The sequence below is a fragment of the Nocardioides sp. LHD-245 genome (assembly GCF_030929495.1).
Taxonomy (GTDB): domain Bacteria; phylum Actinomycetota; class Actinomycetes; order Propionibacteriales; family Nocardioidaceae; genus Nocardioides.
In genome coordinates this window covers 64,750-77,595 of record NZ_JAVFWN010000022.1, presented here as the reverse complement: position 1 = coordinate 77,595, position 12,846 = coordinate 64,750, and the positions used below count along the sequence as shown (strand labels likewise).

Here is a 12,846-nt window from a genome sequence, read left to right as displayed (position 1 = left end):
GTCCACATTTTGAGAATGGCGTCCACTTATTGAGATTCGGATTTGTGGAACGGGAGTCCGAGGGATGAGACTCGTTGACATGGTCACTGCTGCCACTCATGCGCACCTCGTGGTTCGACGCCACGTGGACTTCGGGCGCACGCGCAGCATGATGTGTTGGCCCCGCTGACGTCGCCGCCGCATCCATCCGAGCCGCGCGCCTGCCCGGTGCGCCATCAGCGAAGGACCTCCTCTCCGCATGCCTGACCTGCGCTTCCAGTCCCAGCCTCCGCGCCACACCGAGGTGCCCCGCCCCCGCCGCGCGGAGGGCCAGTGGGCCTTCGGGTACACCGAGCCGCTGAACAAGAACGAGCAGTCCAAGAAGGACGACGACCCGCTCAACGTCCGCGACCGGATCCTCTACACCTACTCCAAGCGCGGCTTCGACTCCATCGACCCCGCCGACCTGCGCGGCCGGTTCCGCTGGATGGGTCTCTACACCCAGCGCAAGCCCGGCATCGACGGTGGCCGCACCGGCTCGATGGACGAGGAGGAGCTGGACGACCGCTACTTCATGCTGCGGGTCCGCTCCGACGGCAAGCTGCTCTCGCCCGCCGCGGTCCGCGCGCTCGGCCGGATCGGCGTCGACTTCGCCCGTGACACCGCCGACGTCACCGACCGGCAGAACATCCAGTACCACTGGATCGAGATCGAGAGCGTCCCGGAGATCTGGGAGCGCCTCGAGGCCGTCGGCCTGCACTCGCTCGAGGCGTGCGGCGACTCGCCGCGTCCCTTCCTCGGCTCGCCGGTCGCCGGCGTCGCTCGGGACGAGATCATCGACGGGACGCCCGCGCTCGAGGAGATCGAGCGCCGGTTCATCGGCAACAAGGACTTCTCGAACTTCCCGCGCAAGTTCAAGACCGCGGTCACGGGCCACCCCAGCCACGACGTCTCGCCCGAGACCAACGATGTCTCCTTCGTCGGCACGGTCCACCCCGAGCACGGCCCCGGCTTCGACGTGTGGGTCGGCGGCGGGCTGTCGACCAACCCGATGCTCGCCCAGAAGCTCGGTGTGTGGATCCCGCTCGACGAGGTCCCCGACGTGTGGTCCGGCGTGGCCGGCATCTTCCGCGACTACGGCTACCGCCGGCTCCGCTCGCGGGCCCGGCTGAAGTTCCTGGTCGCCGACTGGGGCGTCGAGAAGTTCCGCGAGGTCCTCGAGAACGAGTACCTCGGCAAGAAGCTCGAGACGCTCGCCTCGCCTGAGGCGCCGGTGGGTCAGCGCGACCACGTCGGCGTCCACGAGCAGAAGGACGGCAGGTTCTACGTCGGCGTCGCGCCGACCGCGGGCCGGGTCTCCGGGACGCTGCTGGTCCAGCTCGCCGACCTGCTCGACGAGTACGGCGTCACGGGCGCCCGCCTCACGCCGTACCAGAAGGTGGTGCTGATCGGCGTCGACGGCGCCGTCCTCGACGCACTGCTCGACCGCCTCGACGAGATCGGTCTCAGCGCCCGTCCGTCGGCCTGGCGGCGCAACACGATGGCCTGCACCGGCATCGAGTTCTGCAAGCTCGCGATCGTCGACACCAAGAACCGCGCCAGCGACCTGGTCGACGAGCTCGAGCGCCGCTTCCCCGAGCTCGACACGCCCATCACGATCAACGTCAACGGCTGCCCCAACGCCTGCGCCCGGACCCAGGTCGCCGACTTCGGCCTCAAGGGCCAGCTCGTCGTGGACGAGGACGGCCAGCAGGTCGAGGGCTTCCAGGTGCACCTCGGCGGCGCCGTCGGGCTGCGCGCCAACTTCGGCCGCAAGCTGCGCGCCCACAAGGTGACCAGCAAGGGTCTCGACGACTACGTGTCCGCGGTGGTGCGCAACTACCTCGCCGACCGCACCGAGGGCGAGGCGTTCGACGCCTGGGTGCACCGCGCCGACGAGGACCTGCTGCGCGGCGAGAAGGCGCTGGAGTCCGTCTGATGTCCGAGGAGTCGGTGTCATCGCGGGCAGTGCCGTACCACTGCCCCTACTGCGGCGAGACCGACCTGTGGCCCCACGAGCCGACCGGCTGGGAATGCCGGGGCTGCCGCCGGGCCTTCAAGGTGGAGCTGCTCGGCCTGACCCGCCGGACGCCGTCCACCACTCCCCCTGTCCATGAAGAAGGAGGTGCCTCATGACCACCGCCACCACGCGTGCCGCCCGCGAGTTCCGCGGGTCGCACACCAGCGGCCGGTCCCCCGAGGAGCTCCGCGAGCTGGTCTCCCACTGGGGCGCCGAGCTCGAGCTGGCGCCGGCCGAGGTCATCATCGAGTGGGCCGCCGCCACCTTCGGCGAGCGGTTCTGCATCACCTCCTCGATGGGCGACGCCGTCCTGGCGCACCTCGCCGAGAAGGTCGTGCCCGGCGTCGACGTCGTCTTCCTCGACACCGGCTACCACTTCATCGAGACCGTCGGCACCCGCGACGCCGTCGCGGCCACGATGAACGTCAACCTGATCTCGATCACCCCGGTGCAGTCCGTGGCGGAGCAGGACGCCGAGTACGGCCCCGAGCTCTACCGGCGTGACCCGGACCTGTGCTGCGCGCTGCGCAAGGTCAAGCCGCTGGCCGACTCGCTCGCGCGCTACGACGCCTGGGCGACCGGCCTGCGTCGCGCCGAGACGCACAACCGGGTGATCGCGCCGGTGATCGGCTGGGACGCCAAGAAGCAGAAGGTCAAGGTGTCCCCCATCGCTCGGTGGAGCGACGAGCAGGTCGAGCGCTATATCGCCGAGAACGGCGTGCTCGTCAACCCGCTCGTCTACGACGGCTACCCGTCCATCGGCTGCGCGCCGTGCACCCGCCGGGTCGCCCCCGGCGAGGACCCGCGCAGCGGCCGCTGGGCCGGGACCAACAAGACCGAATGCGGGATCCACTCATGAGGTGGCCCAGTAGCGCCCGCATCCCGGAGGAGAGGGGGAACCGACGATGACCGCCCCGGCACTCATCGCCCTGGCCCACGGCAGCCGCGACCCACGCTCGGCCGCCACCGTTTCCGCGCTGGTCGACGCGACGAAGGCGTTGCGTCCCGATCTGCGCATCGAGAAGGCGTTCCTCGACCTCGCCAGGCCGAACTTCCACACGGTGGTCGACCGACTGGTCAAGGCCGGGTACGACGAGATCGTGGTCGTGCCCTTGCTGCTGGTCGAGGCGTTCCACGCCCGGGTCGACGTGCCCGAGGTCATCGCCGAGGCTACGACTCGGCACCCGGGCCTGCAGATCCGCGCCACCGGCGTACTCGGGCTGGAGGCCCGGTTCCTCGAGGTCCTCGACGAGCGTCTGCGCGAGGCGCTGCGGGCCGCCCGGGTCCGCGAGCTCGATGCGCTCGTGCTCGCGGCCGCCGGCACGTCCGACCCGCTGGCCAACCAGGCGGTCGCGCGCCTCGCCCGGCTCTGGGGGGCACACCACCGGCTGCCGGTGACGGCGGCGTACGCCACCAGCGCTCCCCCGGCCACCGGCGAGGCGGTGCGCGCCTTCCGGGCCGCGGGCCGTCGCCACATCGCGGTCGCGTCGCTGTTCCTCGCCCCCGGCAACCTGGTCGACCGGGCCACCGAGCTCGCCCTGGAGGCCGGTGCCGTCGCCGTCGCCGAGCCGCTCGGCGCCCACCCCGAGGTCGCTCGCACCATCTTGGCCCGGTACGCCGTCGGCGCGGTCGAGCTGGTCCCGGTCTGATCGACTCGTCGCATCTGAACGCCTGAGAGGCGCTGACCCGTCGCGTTTGAACGCGCCGGGTCGGCGGGATCAGAGGACCAGCTGCTCCAGCAGGTGCTCGAGGGTCCGGTCCGGGTCGGCGGTGACGCCGCCGTGGACCGGGCCGGGCTGCAGCACGGTGCTCTTCGGCGCCTTGAGGAAGCCGAACCTGGTGCTCGCGTCGTCCTTCTGCGCGCGTGAGCCGTAGGCCGTCGCGCGCACGCCCACCCCGAACCCGGCGTGGGCGTCGCCGCGGCAGACCCGTTCGACGGCATCGAGTGCCGCCCGGACCGCGGTCACGTCGATGGCCGCCTCGAGGGCCCGGATCCGCGCCGGGTCGACGGCCGAGCGGACGCCGAGGAAGTCGTCAGCCGGGCAGTGGAGCACCACCCCGACGTTGACGAACTCCTCGCGCTCGACGCGGGGGACGCAGCGCAGCGTGACGTACTGGTAGGGGTGGTAGGTCACGCGTCGGCCTCCACCGCGGCCGCTCCGGCGGGCAGCCAGGCACGGCCGCCGTCGCGGCGCGCGGCGAGGAAGGCGACGTACCGCTCGCGCAGGGCCTCGGGCGTGTCGGCACCGGGCACCGGCTCCAGCCAGTCGTCGCACACGTCGGCGAGCACACCGGTCAGGGCCGCGTCGGTCAGCCGCGCGGCGAGGCCGGCGTCCTGGGCCGCGGCCTCGGCGGCGAACCCGCGCAGGACGTGCTCGGACGCGTCGTACGGCTGGGCCGCGAAGCGCGCCGGGTCGCCGGGCCCACCGGACCACGAGTGGTGGAAGTACAGGGACGCGCCGTGGTCGATGGCCTGCAGCGTGCCCCGCCACACCAGCAGGTTGGGGTTGCGCCAGCTGCGGTCGACATTGGCCGTGAAGGAGTCCAGCCACAGCACGCGCCCGGCCAGCTCCGCGTCCGGGGTGCCGGTGGGGTCGTACCCGAAGGAGCCCGGCAGGAAGTCGATGCCGAGGTTGAGGCCGGCGCTGGCGTTGATCAGGTCCTGAACCTCCTCGTCGGCCTCGTAGCGCGCGATCTCCGGGTCGAGGTCCAGCACCACCTGGTCCGGCGTGGGTACGTCGAGCAGGCGGGCGATCCCCGCGACGACGACCTCGGCGACCAGGACCCGTGTGCCCTGCCCCGCTCCGCGGAACTTGCAGACGTAGGTGCCCAGGTCGTCGGCCTCGACGATGCCGGGCAGGCTGCCGCCCTCGCGCAGGGGCGTGACGTAGCGGGTGACCCTGACCCTCTCCATGCTCACGCCGGGCTCACAGCGGCGCCTCGTCGAGCAGGCGCTGCCGCTCGTGTGCCACGTCGAAGTCGGCCTTCGGCCAGCCCAGGTCGTAGGACCGCAGCGCGTCGTGGAGCAGCGAGCCGATCGCCAGGTTGCGGTACCACTTCCTGTCGGCCGGGACGACATGCCACGGGGCGACCTCGGTGTGGGTGCGCTCGATCGCGATCGCGTAGGCCTCCTGGTAGGCCGGCCACAGCTCGCGCTCGTCGACGTCGCCCGGGTTGTACTTCCAGTGCTTGGTCTCGTCGTCCAACCGCGCGAGCAGGCGCTCCTTCTGCTCGGCCGCCGAGATGTGCAGCATGCACTTGATGACGGTGGTGCCCTCGGCGACCAGCTCGGCCTCCCAGGCGTTGATGGCGTCATAGCGCCGCTCGATCTCCTCGGGCGGCGCGAGCGAGCGGACCCGCGCGATGAGCACGTCCTCGTAGTGCGAGCGGTCGAAGACCCCGATCAGCCCGACCGGCGGCAGCGCCTTGGTGATCCGCCACAGGAAGTCGTGGGACCGCTCCTCAGGCGTCGGCGCCTTGAAGGAGGTGATCCGGACGCCTTGCGGGTCGACCAGCCCGACCGTCGAGCGCAGGGTGCCGCCCTTGCCGGAGGTGTCCATCCCCTGCAGGACGAGCAGGATCTTCCGCCGCCCGCCGGACTTGCCGTCGGCGAAGAGCCGCTCCTGCAGGTCGGCGAGCTCGGGGCCGAGGCTCAGCAGCGCCTTCTCGCCGTCCGCCTTGCCGCCCTCGAAGCCGGGCGTGGCGTCCGTCTCGATCGCGGCCAGGTCGATCGGGCCAGGCGCGATGCGCAGCGGCGCCGTGAGATCCGAGAGTGGAAAGCTCATGGCTGGACCCTAGCGGCCCGAGGGGGCCGTGTTCCTGCTCACGACCCCCTCGACCACCCACGCTCCGCCCCGATCAGTCCTCGATCGTGTATCCGATCTCGGCGATGGCCGCCCGGATCGCGGCGTCGCCCACCGCTCCTGTCACCTCCAGCGCTCCGGTGCTCACATCGACGTCGACATCGACCACTCCGGCGACGGCGGTCACGGCCGCGGTGACCTTGGTGACGCATCCGTTGCAGGTCATCCCGGCCACCGTGTAGCTGGCCGTCGCGACGTTGCTCATCTCGTTCCTCTCTTCGACTGTTGGACACGAATAGGGTACCCCCCTATGGTATCAAGGACAATCGACAGCACTCGCGCTCAGGAGAACCCGTGTCCGATCAGGCAAGCCGTCCCGTGACCGTCAAGGCCGTCCAGGACGGACCGCTCCAGATCAAGGGGAGCTTCCGGCTCCTCGACCCGACCGGGGAGGAGTACGACCTCGAGGGGCGCCGCGTGGTCCTGCTGTGTCGCTGCGGACGCTCCGGGGACCAGCCGTTCTGCGACGCGAGCCACCGCGCCACGGACTTCCGCAGCGACGACCGCCCGGTCTGCGCGGCCGACGCCGGCTGAGCCGGCCGAGCCGGGGCGTGCGGGCTCCGGCTCAGCCCGCGGTCACGCCCGGACGCCGACCAGCGGCGGGCTCGAGGACCAGGGGAAGTCGATCCAGGCCTCCGTACGGCGCCAGACGTACTCCGGACGGATCACGGTCCACGGCTTCTCGTAGATGACCGCGGTGCGCGCCTCGGCCACGTGGTCGACGAAGAAGTCGCGGACCACCTCGAGGGTCTTGCCGGTGTCGGCGACGTCGTCGGCGATGAGGACCTTCATGCCGGTCAGGTCGATGGCGGCCGGAGTCGGCGGGAGCATCATCGGCACGTCGAGGCGCTCGTTGACGCCGGTGTAGAACTCGACGTTGACCGCCGACAGGTTCTTCACGTTCAGGGCGTATCCCAGACCCATCGCGAGGCCGAGCCCGCCGCGGGCGATCGCGAGCACGATGTCGGGCTCGAAGCCGTCGTCCACGACCTGCTGGGCGAGGTCGAGCACCGCGGTGCCGAAGAGGTCGTAGGTCAGGATCTCGCGCTCGGGCGCCGCGGCGTCGGTCGTCACTCCCCCATTGTGCCCTGCGCCTCGGCCCCGAGCTCGGCGCGCACGACCGAGTAGGCGAGCCCCGGGGAGTAGCCCTTGCGGGCGAGCATCCCGACCAGCCTCCGGGTGGCCACCTGCTCGTCGAGGCCACGCATGGACCGCAGCTTCTTGCGCACCAGGCCGCGGGCCGCCTCCTCCTCGTCGCCGGGGTCGACCTCCGCGAGCACCGCCTTCGCGGTCTCGTCGGCGACGCCCTTGCGGCGCAGCTCGACCGCGAGTGCGGTCCGGGCCAGACCGCGGCTGCGCTGGCGCCCCTCGACCCAGGCCCGGGCGAACGCCTCGTCGTCGACGAGGCCGACCTCCTCGAACCGGTCGAGCAGCCGCTCGGTCACGTCCTGCGGCACGTTGCGCCGCGCCAGCCGGTCCTCCAGCTCGCGTCGGCTGCGCGCCTTGATGCTCAGCTGGTCGAGAAGGATCTTGCGCGCCACCGACTCGGGGTCCGCATCCTCCGCCCAGCCGTCGTCCTCGGGCGGCTCGTCATTGCGCATCGGTCACGTCCTGTCAGATCTATGGGCAGTCCCGCCGACCCTTGCCTCAGCAACGGAGCCGACGAGCCCGACGCTTTCCGCCGTGCCGTCGCCGTGCCGCCACGCGAAGGCAGGTCCTACGGAAGCCAACCGCGCGGCCGGCAGCGCGGCGGAGCGAAGCGACGACACGCTCGCGCCCTGAGTGACGGCCACGGCGGGAACGGCGGACGAGGAGGCGCAGGCAGCGAGGAACGAGCGACCGGAGCCGACGAGCCCGACGCTTTCCACCGTGCCGTCGCCGTGCCGCCACGCGAAGGCAGGTCCTACGGAAGCCAACCGCGCGGCCGGCAGCGTGGCGGAGCGAAGCGACGACACGCTCGCGCCCTGAGTGACGGCCACGGCGGGAACGGCGGACGAGGAGGCGCAGGCAGCGAGGAACGAGCGACCGGAGCCGACGAGCCCGACGCTTTCCGCCGTGCCGTCGCCGTGCCGCCACGCGAAGGCAGGTCCTACGGAAGCCAACCGCGCGGCCGGCAGCGTGGCGGAGCGAAGCGACGACACGCTCGGTCCATCAGAAGGAGTCGACGCCGATCGGCTCGTCGGAGAGATCGGTGAACTCACCGTCGACGGTCGGGGTGACGCCGAGCTTCTCGAGGATCTTCTTCTCCAGCTCGTTGGCCAGATCGGGGTTGTCCTTGAGGAAGGTCCGGGCGTTCTCCTTGCCCTGGCCGAGCTGGTCGCCCTCGTAGGTGTACCAGGCGCCAGCCTTGCGGACCAGACCCGCCTCGACACCGACGTCGATCAGACCGCCCTCACGGGAGATGCCCTTGCCGTACATGATGTCGAACTCGGCCTGCTTGAACGGCGGGGCGACCTTGTTCTTGACGACCTTGACCCGGGTCCGGTTGCCGACCATGTCGGTGCCGTCCTTGAGCGTCTCGATCCGACGGACGTCGAGGCGCACCGAGGAGTAGAACTTCAGCGCACGACCACCGGTGGTGGTCTCGGGCGAGCCGAACATGACGCCGATCTTCTCGCGCAGCTGGTTGATGAAGATGGCTGTCGTCTTGGACTGGTTGAGGGCACCGGTCATCTTGCGCAGCGCCTGGCTCATCAGGCGGGCCTGCAGTCCGACGTGGCTGTCACCCATCTCGCCCTCGATCTCGGCGCGGGGCACGAGCGCGGCGACCGAGTCGATGACGATCAGGTCGAGTGCGCCGGAGCGGATCAGCATGTCGGCGATCTCGAGCGCCTGCTCGCCGGAGTCGGGCTGGGAGACCAGGAGCGCGTCGGTGTCGACGCCGAGGGCCTTGGCGTACTCGGGGTCGAGCGCGTGCTCGGCGTCGATGAAGGCGACGATGCCGCCCGCGGCCTGCGCACTGGCGACCGCGTGGAGGGCGACGGTCGTCTTTCCACTCGACTCCGGGCCGTAGATCTCCACCACGCGGCCACGCGGGAGGCCACCGATGCCGAGCGCCACATCGAGCGCGATCGCACCGGTCGGGATCACGTCCAAGGGGGCGCGCGTGTCGTCGCCCAGGCGCATGATCGAGCCCTTGCCGTACTGCTTCTCGATGTTGAGCAGGGCGGTCTCGATCGCCTTCTGCCGGTCGTCTCCAGCCATGGTCCTCAATCCTTCGTGTCGTCTGGTGGGCCAGGTACATCGGCGACGCTAGGGCGAGGCCCCGACACAACCTGATCAGCTGTGTCGTGGTGGTGGACAACCCGTCCGGACGTCGTACCTGTGGACAGCCGAGGACCCCGGTCGGGACGCCTGCTGCCGTACGACCAACCTAGCCGAACAGGTGTTCGAGGTCGCGTCAGGCGGTCCGGCGTGTCGCCGCGACCCGCGACTCCGCGACGGCACGGGCCGCGCAACCGAGCACACCGGCGACGAGCACCAGGCTCGCCAGGGCGAGGGCGGGATAGCCCGCCGCGCCCACCACCACGCCGGCGATCGCGCCGGTCGCGGCGGCGGTCAGGCCCATCACCAGGTCGGAGACGCCCTGCACGTCGGTCCGCACGTCCAGCGGGGCGTGCTCGGCGACCAGCGTCGACGCCGAGACCATCGCCAGCGACCAGCCGAGGCCCAGCAGGAACAGACCGGCGGTGACCTGCCACGACATCCCGCTCGGCGCCGAGGCGCACAGGAGGAGGGCAAGGAGCAGCACGGCGCCGCCCGCGGCCAGGACGGGCGGGCGGCCGAGCCGGTCGGCGAGCATCCCGACGAGCGGCGAGAACGCGAACATACCGAGGACGTGCACGCTGATCACGATGCCGATGACCTCCAGCCCGGAGCCGCCGTGCTCCATGTGCAGCGGCGTCATCGTCATCACGCCGATCATGGTGGCGTGCGTGAGCGCCAGGCCGGCGATGGCGTAGCCGAGGACCGGCCGGTCCCGGACGGTCGCCGCCGTGCGGCTCCACGAGGAGCCGGTGCGGCCGGCCGCCCGCGCGGCGCCGCCGCCCGCCGCGCGCTGGGCGGTCAGCAGCGGGTCGGGGCGCAGCAGCACCGCGACGATCACCGCCGCGGCCAGCATGCCCACCGCGCCGATCGCGAAGGGACCGGTCAGCTCGGGGATCCCGACGGTGTCGGCGACCGCGCCCGCCGGTCCGGTCAGGTTCGGTCCCGCGACGGCGCCGATCGTCGTCGCCCAGACGACCAGGGAGAGCGAGCGGGCACGGTTCGCGTCGGTGGCGAGATCGGTCGCGGCGTACCGGGCGGCGTTGTTGGCCGAGGTCGCCGCGCCGAGCATCATCGCGCCGACGAGCAGCAGCGGCATCGAGCCGACCACGCCGGCGAGCACCGCGGTCAGGCCGCCGGCCGAGCCGACGACGTACCCGGTCATCAGTCCGGTACGACGCCCCCGCCGTGCCATGAGCGGGGCGAGGAGGAAGGAGATCACCGCGGCCCCCAGCACCTGGGCGGTCTGGGCCAGCCCGGACTGGGCCTCGGAGCCGGACAGGTCGCGGGCGAGCAGCGAGGCGGTGGCGATGCCGATCGTGATGCCGACCGCGCCGACCGCCTGGGTGAGCACGAGCACCCGGACGGTACGCCGCTGCACCGCCTCGACGACGAGGTCGGGCTCGATCAGGCCGGTCACCGTTCGCTCGCCGGCAGCTCCTGGACCTCCCACACCGCGCGCCAGACCTCCTTGGGCGGCACGCCGGCGTCCAGCGCCTCGATCGCGGTGCGGTGGCCGAGCGTGCCGATCACGAAGGTGTCGGCCCACACCCGGGCATAGGCCTCACCGAGGTGGCGGTCCATGCGTGCCCAGAACTCGGTGTGTCTCACTCCCCCATGATCCACCGGACGTCCCACCGGTGGTGCACGAGGTCGTGCAAGTGGTAGCGCCCGAGGGTGTCGACGGTGAAGACGCTGCCGTCGCCGCGCCGCCCGGGGCGCTCCCAGGCATCGTCCGGGACGCGGTCGTAGGCGTCCGCGACGGCCGCGGCCGCCGCCACCAGATCCGGTACGACGTCCGCGGCTCGCTGCTCGTCGTACCGCTCGGTCACGGCGGTCTCGTCCTGGTCCCAGTTCGCGAACTGCGGGTCGTCCTCGGCGAGCATCCGCGCGACCCGGCCGGCGAAGACCCGGTTCACGTCGCGCACGTGGCAGCCGTACTCGGTGGGCGACCAGACCGTGGGCGACGGGCGGGTGCCGGCGCGCGGATCGGCCAGCGCGGCCGCCCAGAAGTCCGCGTCTGCGCGGAGCTCCGCGCCGAGGGTGGTCCGGTCGATCGTGCTGGCGTCGAACCCGCAGTCCGGACAGGCGCGATCGAGCACCCAGGTCCAGTCCTTGGTGTCGGGGACGATGACGGCGCTCTCCTCGGTCACGGGGTCATCCTCGTGGCCGCGGCCCGGGCGCCGCGAGCGGGGATCCGGTCAATCGCCGTCGAGGACCTGCCACCCGTCAGCCCCGGCGCCGCAGCCGCGCGACCAGCCGCATCCGGCGCTCCGACATCCTGCTCCACACCGCCTGCTGGAAGGTGAGGGTCAGCCAGCCGGCGACGGCCATCCCACAGACGTTGAGCAACAGTTGCAGGATGCTGCCCCGGATCTCGTCGGGGAGACCGAACGCCAGGCCCAGCGCGACATTGCCCGCGGCGGGGATGGTGGTGACCGAGATGAAGACGCCGGACAGTCCGCCGACCTTCGCCGAGGTGAGGGAGAGGGCGCCAGCGGCCGCCGCGACGACCGCGACGATGAAGGACCACTTGTCGGGCGTGTAGATGAACCCGGTGGCCGGCCGGGGCGCGGTCACCATGTCGTGGGTGACCCAGCCCAGCCACCGCGCGACGAGTGCCGCCAGCGTGGTCGCCGCGATGGCGACCCCAAAACCGACCACGAGCGAGCGCGCCGCGAAGCGCAGCAGCGACGGGCGGCGCCGGACCAGTGCCAGGCCTAGGGCCGCGATCGGCACGAACTCGGGCCCGAGCACCATCGCCCCGATCACCAGGATCTGGGAGTCGAGGACGATCGCGATACTCGCGATCAGGGTCGCCAGGCTCATGAAGGTGAGGAAGGTCCAGTTGAGCTCCGACTCCTCGTAGGCGCGCTGGGTCACGTCGGCCCAGACGACCGAGTCGGCGGACGAGCCCGGGGTACGGCGCTCCGCATCCAGCCCCGCCTGCGACAGCCACGTGGTCACGGGCGCGACGTGGATCGAGCCCTCCCGCGGGACGCCCATCTCCCGCAGCGCGTCGACGACCTCGTTCACCGCCTCGCGGGGCACGTCCGCCTCGACGAGGTCGCCCTCCGGGATCAGGGCCGCCCCGCGGACGCAGGTCAGACTGGTGACGGCCGGGTCGGCGCGGAGCACGTCGAGCACAGCCGGGGTCAGGTCCCGCGGCGAGGTGATGCGGAGGTGCTGCACGGGCTCAGACTAGGGGCGTGGTCCGAGGTCGACCTCCCTCAGCGGGTCGCCGCCGTCGACGAGGAGGCGGCCGCCGGGCACGAGGGCGGCCGCGATCCGGGGCACTGCCCGCGCGCCGGCCGCGGGGTGGCGCCCGTCGAGGGCGCCGACGCGCACGGCGAAGGCCAGGTCGTAGGGCGCCTCGCCGGGCAGCAGCACGAGCTCCTCCACCGCGACCTGCCGGACACCGAGCCGTCCCTCACGGATCTCGTCCGCGGCGTTCCGGCGCGTCAGTGCGATCCCCGCCGCGGACCGGTCGACCACCAGCACATGGCCGCGGGGACCGAGCCGACGGACGACCTCCCGCGCCGCCGCTCCCGGCGCACCGCCGATCTCGAGCACCCGCATCTCCTCGCGGAGCGGCAGCGCGTCGACGACGGCGGCCAGACGTGACGAAAGTGCGGACATACGGCCGACGCTAGGCCCCGCGGGGCGCCAGGCGCCCGACCG

General features: G+C 71.9%; 16 protein-coding genes. 4 read left to right on the top strand and 12 right to left on the bottom strand.

The features are described 5' to 3' along the window. Positions 1–238 precede the first annotated feature (238 nt). From RB608_RS26250 to RB608_RS26240, 3 genes are all read left to right on the top strand, one after another. Positions 239–1,957: a nitrite/sulfite reductase gene (locus tag RB608_RS26250; protein WP_308091044.1), complete on the top strand. Its 1,719-nt coding sequence runs from the start codon at positions 239–241 to the stop codon at positions 1,955–1,957. Positions 1,958–2,150: 193 nt separating this feature from the next. Next, complete coding sequence (locus RB608_RS26245; protein WP_308091043.1) at positions 2,151–2,897, top strand: phosphoadenylyl-sulfate reductase; 747 nt, start codon at positions 2,151–2,153, stop codon at positions 2,895–2,897. A 46-nt stretch (positions 2,898–2,943) separates the two neighbouring features. After that, complete coding sequence (locus RB608_RS26240; RefSeq protein WP_308091042.1) at positions 2,944–3,687, top strand: sirohydrochlorin chelatase; 744 nt, start codon at positions 2,944–2,946, stop codon at positions 3,685–3,687. Positions 3,688–3,756: 69 nt separating this feature from the next. Here the strand turns inward: RB608_RS26240 and RB608_RS26235 are convergent, their stop codons facing one another. From RB608_RS26235 to RB608_RS26220, 4 genes are all read right to left on the bottom strand, one after another. Beyond that, positions 3,757–4,173, bottom strand: coding sequence for a DUF3037 domain-containing protein (locus RB608_RS26235; RefSeq protein ID WP_308091041.1), 417 nt, complete (start codon positions 4,171–4,173; stop codon positions 3,757–3,759). Next, positions 4,170–4,952, bottom strand: a complete 783-nt coding sequence (locus RB608_RS26230) for a HipA family kinase (protein WP_308091061.1) — start codon at positions 4,950–4,952, stop codon at positions 4,170–4,172. Before RB608_RS26230 ends, RB608_RS26235 begins: the two co-directional genes overlap by 4 nt. 13 nt (positions 4,953–4,965) lie before the next feature. Beyond that, complete coding sequence (locus tag RB608_RS26225) at positions 4,966–5,823, bottom strand: PPK2 family polyphosphate kinase (protein ID WP_308091040.1); 858 nt, start codon at positions 5,821–5,823, stop codon at positions 4,966–4,968. Between the two features lie 73 nt (positions 5,824–5,896). After that, a complete protein-coding gene (locus tag RB608_RS26220) occupies positions 5,897–6,106 on the bottom strand; it encodes a cation transporter (RefSeq protein ID WP_308091039.1) in 210 nt (69 codons plus the stop codon). 89 nt (positions 6,107–6,195) lie between these two features. Here RB608_RS26220 and RB608_RS26215 point away from each other — a divergent pair, with 89 nt between their 5' ends. Beyond that, positions 6,196–6,435, top strand: a complete 240-nt coding sequence (locus RB608_RS26215) for a CDGSH iron-sulfur domain-containing protein (protein WP_308091038.1) — start codon at positions 6,196–6,198, stop codon at positions 6,433–6,435. A gap of 42 nt (positions 6,436–6,477) precedes the next feature. Here RB608_RS26215 and RB608_RS26210 read toward each other — a convergent pair whose 3' ends face one another. From RB608_RS26210 to RB608_RS26175, 8 genes are all read right to left on the bottom strand, one after another. Next, positions 6,478–6,975, bottom strand: a complete 498-nt coding sequence (locus RB608_RS26210; protein ID WP_308091037.1) for a phosphoribosyltransferase — start codon at positions 6,973–6,975, stop codon at positions 6,478–6,480. Continuing rightward, on the bottom strand, positions 6,972–7,502 hold the full coding sequence (locus RB608_RS26205; protein WP_308091036.1) for a regulatory protein RecX: 531 nt from the start codon (positions 7,500–7,502) through the stop codon (positions 6,972–6,974). The genes RB608_RS26210 and RB608_RS26205 overlap by 4 nt, the downstream gene beginning before the upstream one ends. A gap of 550 nt (positions 7,503–8,052) precedes the next feature. Further along, positions 8,053–9,105, bottom strand: coding sequence for a recombinase RecA (gene recA / locus RB608_RS26200; RefSeq protein ID WP_308091035.1), 1,053 nt, complete (start codon positions 9,103–9,105; stop codon positions 8,053–8,055). A 196-nt stretch (positions 9,106–9,301) separates the two neighbouring features. Further along, positions 9,302–10,585 carry an MFS transporter gene (locus tag RB608_RS26195; RefSeq protein ID WP_308091034.1) on the bottom strand — a complete coding sequence of 428 codons (1,284 nt, stop codon included), beginning with the start codon at positions 10,583–10,585 and terminating at the stop codon, positions 9,302–9,304. Next, complete coding sequence (locus RB608_RS26190; RefSeq protein ID WP_308091033.1) at positions 10,582–10,776, bottom strand: DUF3046 domain-containing protein; 195 nt, start codon at positions 10,774–10,776, stop codon at positions 10,582–10,584. The genes RB608_RS26195 and RB608_RS26190 overlap by 4 nt, the downstream gene beginning before the upstream one ends. Continuing rightward, the gene (locus tag RB608_RS26185) at positions 10,773–11,318 is read right to left on the bottom strand and encodes a DinB family protein (protein WP_308091032.1); all 546 of its coding nucleotides are present in this window, start codon (positions 11,316–11,318) and stop codon (positions 10,773–10,775) included. Before RB608_RS26185 ends, RB608_RS26190 begins: the two co-directional genes overlap by 4 nt. Positions 11,319–11,394: 76 nt before the next feature. After that, entirely contained in the window at positions 11,395–12,357 is a 963-nt protein-coding gene (locus RB608_RS26180; protein WP_308091031.1) for a DUF389 domain-containing protein, read from the bottom strand. A 9-nt stretch (positions 12,358–12,366) separates the two neighbouring features. Continuing rightward, entirely contained in the window at positions 12,367–12,804 is a 438-nt protein-coding gene (locus RB608_RS26175) for a class I SAM-dependent methyltransferase (RefSeq protein ID WP_308091030.1), read from the bottom strand. Positions 12,805–12,846: the final 42 nt, after the last annotated feature.

What these genes read in the sequence shown, in the direction of transcription:
- RB608_RS26250 (WP_308091044.1), top strand. Translation starts at nt 239, where the DNA reads ATGCCTGACCTGCGCTTCCAGTCCCAGCCTCCGCGCCACACCGAGGTG.
- RB608_RS26245 (WP_308091043.1), top strand. Translation starts at nt 2,151, where the DNA reads ATGACCACCGCCACCACGCGTGCCGCCCGCGAGTTCCGCGGGTCGCAC.
- RB608_RS26240 (WP_308091042.1), top strand. Translation starts at nt 2,944, where the DNA reads ATGACCGCCCCGGCACTCATCGCCCTGGCCCACGGCAGCCGCGACCCA.
- RB608_RS26230 (WP_308091061.1), bottom strand. Translation starts at nt 4,952, where the DNA reads ATGGAGAGGGTCAGGGTCACCCGCTACGTCACGCCCCTGCGCGAGGGC.
- RB608_RS26225 (WP_308091040.1), bottom strand. Translation starts at nt 5,823, where the DNA reads ATGAGCTTTCCACTCTCGGATCTCACGGCGCCGCTGCGCATCGCGCCT.
- RB608_RS26220 (WP_308091039.1), bottom strand. Translation starts at nt 6,106, where the DNA reads ATGAGCAACGTCGCGACGGCCAGCTACACGGTGGCCGGGATGACCTGC.
- RB608_RS26205 (WP_308091036.1), bottom strand. Translation starts at nt 7,502, where the DNA reads ATGCGCAATGACGAGCCGCCCGAGGACGACGGCTGGGCGGAGGATGCG.
- recA (WP_308091035.1), bottom strand. Translation starts at nt 9,105, where the DNA reads ATGGCTGGAGACGACCGGCAGAAGGCGATCGAGACCGCCCTGCTCAAC.
- RB608_RS26175 (WP_308091030.1), bottom strand. Translation starts at nt 12,804, where the DNA reads ATGTCCGCACTTTCGTCACGTCTGGCCGCCGTCGTCGACGCGCTGCCG.